This is a genomic window from Thermococcus sp. (assembly GCF_027066465.1).
In the GTDB taxonomy this organism is placed as follows: domain Archaea; phylum Methanobacteriota_B; class Thermococci; order Thermococcales; family Thermococcaceae; genus Thermococcus.
On the sequence record NZ_JAMONU010000041.1, the window covers coordinates 1 to 3,447 of the forward strand.

At 55.6% G+C, this 3,447-nt stretch carries 3 protein-coding genes; 1 reads left to right on the forward strand and 2 read right to left on the reverse strand.

Annotated features, from left to right (window positions below; all coding sequences use genetic code 11):
- Nucleotides 1–2,004: DEAD/DEAH box helicase (locus MVK46_RS01850; RefSeq protein ID WP_297534840.1), on the forward strand; the 2,004-nt coding region annotated here is incomplete at its 5' end.
- Here MVK46_RS01850 and MVK46_RS01855 read toward each other — a convergent pair.
- On the reverse strand, nt 1,983–3,029 hold the full coding sequence (locus MVK46_RS01855) for a cellulase family glycosylhydrolase (RefSeq protein WP_297534842.1): 1,047 nt from the start codon (nt 3,027–3,029) through the stop codon (nt 1,983–1,985). The genes MVK46_RS01850 and MVK46_RS01855 overlap by 22 nt on opposite strands.
- A 227-nt stretch (nt 3,030–3,256) precedes the next feature.
- Nucleotides 3,257–3,447, reverse strand: a 191-nt coding sequence (locus tag MVK46_RS01860) for a M55 family metallopeptidase (RefSeq protein WP_297534843.1), incomplete at its 5' end; no start/stop codon positions are given.

The window sequence follows — 3,447 nt, forward strand, 5'->3', positions numbered from 1 at the left end:
CTTGAGGACGTCGTCCTGCTCGTCGTCGATGAAGCCCATCGCGCGGTTGGCAACTACGCCTACGTCTTCATAGCGAGGGAGTACCTCAAAACCGCAAAGCATCCGCTCGTCCTCGGATTAACTGCATCGCCCGGTAGCGACGAGGAGAAGATTCGGGAGATAGTGGAGAACCTCGGGATAGAGCGCATAGAAGTTAGAACCGAGAGCTCGCCGGATGTTAAGCCCTACGTCCAGAGGATAGCCTTCGACTGGGTTAAGGTTGAGCTACCGGGAATCTACAAGGACGTAAGAAAAATCCTGCGCGAGATGCTCAAGGAGAGCCTCAAACCCCTCGCCGATGCCGGCCTTGTGAGTTCCTCCTCACCGGATATCTCGAAGAGGGAAGTCCTTCAGGCGGGCTCGAAGATAAACCAGGCGATGGCCAAGGGGGACCACTCCATTGGCTACCTCAAGAAGCACCAGGCCAAGGCCATGAAGCTCCACCACGCGATTGAACTACTCGAAACTCAGGGGCTAACTGCCCTCAGGAGCTACCTCAAGAAGCTCCGCGAGGACCGTTCAAAGTCGGGTAGAGAACTCATGGAAGACCCGCGAATGAGGAAGGTGATATACCTCCTCGTTCAGGCGAAGGAACTCGGTCTCGACCACCCGAAGATGGAGAAGCTGAAGGAGCTTCTCAGAAAACAGCTTGAGAAGAAGCCGGACTCGAAGATAATAGTCTTCACGAACTACCGGGACACGGGGAGGAAGATAGTTGAGGAGCTTCAGAAGCTCGGCATCTCGGCAGAGCGCTTCATAGGGCAGGCGAACAGGGGAAAAGACAGAGGGATGAGTCAGAGGGAGCAGAAAGAGGTTTTGGACAGGTTCTCGCGCGGTGAGTTCAACGTTCTGGTTGCCACGAGCGTCGGCGAGGAGGGACTGGACGTTCCGGAAGTGGACCTTGTCGTATTCTACGAACCTGTGCCTTCAGCAATAAGAAGCATACAGCGTCGTGGCAGGACCGGAAGACACAGGCCGGGAAAAGTTGTAATCCTCATGGCCAAGGGAACGCGCGACGAGGCCTACTACTGGAGCTCCCGGAGGAAGGAGAAGGGGATGTTTGATGCAATAAGGAAAGTCGGTGGAGAGCTTGAACTAAAGCTTGAGAGGGAATCACAAGGCCAGGAGAGGGTTGAAGTGGGGAAGGGTAAGATAACCCCCTTAGATGCGTTCCTGAAGGTTGGCAAGACCAAGAAGGCCGGGAGCGAGAAGGAGAAAGAATCGGAGAAAAAGGTCGAGTCTCAGACACCGGGGATTCGGGAGAAGAAAGGGGAGGTTGAAATCCCGATTAAGCCGATATTCGTGAGGAAGCCGAGGGGGATAGTGGTCTACGTTGACTCGCGCGAGCTGAGGAGCGGGGTGCCGAAGATTCTGAAGGAGCTTGGGGCTGAGATTGAGGTCAGAACCCTTGATGTGGCAGATTACGTCGTCAGCGAGGAGGTGGGAATAGAGCGGAAGAGCGCCAACGACTTCATACAGTCAATCATAGACGGCAGGCTCTTCGACCAGGTGGAACGGCTCAAGAGGGCCTACGAGAAGCCCGTGATAATCATCGAGGGAGAGCTCTACGGCATAAGGAACGTCCACCCCAACGCGATTAGGGGAGCAATAGCCTCTGTAACCGTTGACTGGGGTGTTCCGGTACTCTTTTCCTCGGGAAAGGAGGAAACGGCCCAGTTCATTTACCTCTTAGCTAAACGCGAGCAGGAGGAGAGGAAGAAGGAGGTGAGGTTGAGGAGCGAGAAAAAGGCCCTGACCTTGGCTGAGAGGCAGCGCCTAATCGTTGAGGGCCTTCCAAACGTCTCCTCGACGCTGGCCAAGCGCCTGCTCAAACATTTTGGCAACGTCGAGCGGGTCTTCACAGCAACCGAGGAGGAGCTCAAGGAGGTCGAGGGAATAGGCGAGAAGAAGGCGAGGGAGATAAGGAAAGTCATAACCGCCCCCTACGTGGAGGACGAGGGGTGAAGAACCGTCCTCAGAACCGGAAGCCTGTCCTGATACCACGTGAGGTTCTCGATGTTGAAGAACCAGACGTCTGCGTTGATGTCGTAGGGGATTCCGGCGTTCCGGAGGGCCGAAGCCATGACCTTTCCAAAATCAACGTCGGCCTGAATCGGGCACTGAACGCTTTTATCCTTCTTTGAAAACCAGAACGGCCTCCACGCACCGACCCAGGTGGGAATTCCCGTCTTTTTCGACCAGTTGAGGGCGGCGTTTATCGCGCTCTCTATCAGGGTCATGTTGTAGGTGCAGTGCTTAGGACCACCCGCGTAGATGTGCCACTCGGCGAGGGTGTAGCCGTCGTTGGTAACGTTGAGGTACTTGAGGTAGAAGGGGCTTGAAACCCGCGCAGGGGTCACGAAAACCAGCCGGTAGGGGTCTATTTCCCGGATTTCTCTTATTGTCTGGGCGTAAACCTTGTTGAGGACGTTGGGGTAGGCTTCAATAGGCCCGCTCGACTCTATGAGGAGGTCGTAGGAGAGGAGATAGGAGGTTCCTTTGAAGTACTCGGCGACGGTCTTCCACCAGAGGACGAAGTGCTCTTGGGCCTTCTCGCTCGTCGGGTCGTTCCTCAGCTCCGGTGCCGTATATGTGATAATCGGTATGAGTCCTGCCCGGAGGGTGTCGTTGACTATCTCGCCGAGCTGAATCAACGCTGTCTTGTTGCTCACGACGTCCGCATCAACGCGTATTCTGACGTTGGAGAAGCCGGCTTTCTTGAAGTACTCCGGTATGTTAACTCCCTTCGAGCGCCAGTAGAAGTAGTAGCCGTGAACCCTCGTGAAGCTCATCCAATCAACGTCGATTCCAACGCCGAGGAGCTTCTCGTACTGCTGAGCCGTTATGGGCTTCTCTTCGGAAGGGGAGACCGGCTGGTGGGACGTGGGAGGAATGCCGCTGGAAGTCTTGTTCTCGATGACCTTGGCGTGTATGCTCCACAGAAGTGCGAGGAAAACCAGAACTGTAAGCACTATTCCGAGCTTCTTCATGTGCCTGTCTAGGGGGCTGTGGACGGTTAAGCTTTTTGGTTCAACGCTCTATTGGGCGGACCGGCTTTAAACTCAGCTAACTCAGCTTAGGCTCAGAGAACAGTTCGCAGGTGAAGCGAGGTCGTGGCTGTGCCCCCGGGGAGCGAAGGGGAATCACAGCTCGCCGAGGCGCTCATCCCCCGCGGTTTCCCGGGGGCATCTCAAGGTCTCCTTTGAGCTTTAAATCCTTAGCGGTTAACGACGGCATTTACTCCAACCGAGGCGAACACGAGAAGCTCAACAATCCTGTAGGCCTCCTCAACGCTCTCCGCTCTGAACCTGACGGTCCTTCCGTCGAGCCTTTCAACAGCCGGAAGAAGTTCTGAAACCTCTGCAAAGGCGCTGTTGAGGAAGCGGAGTTCGACCTCCACCGGCTTCT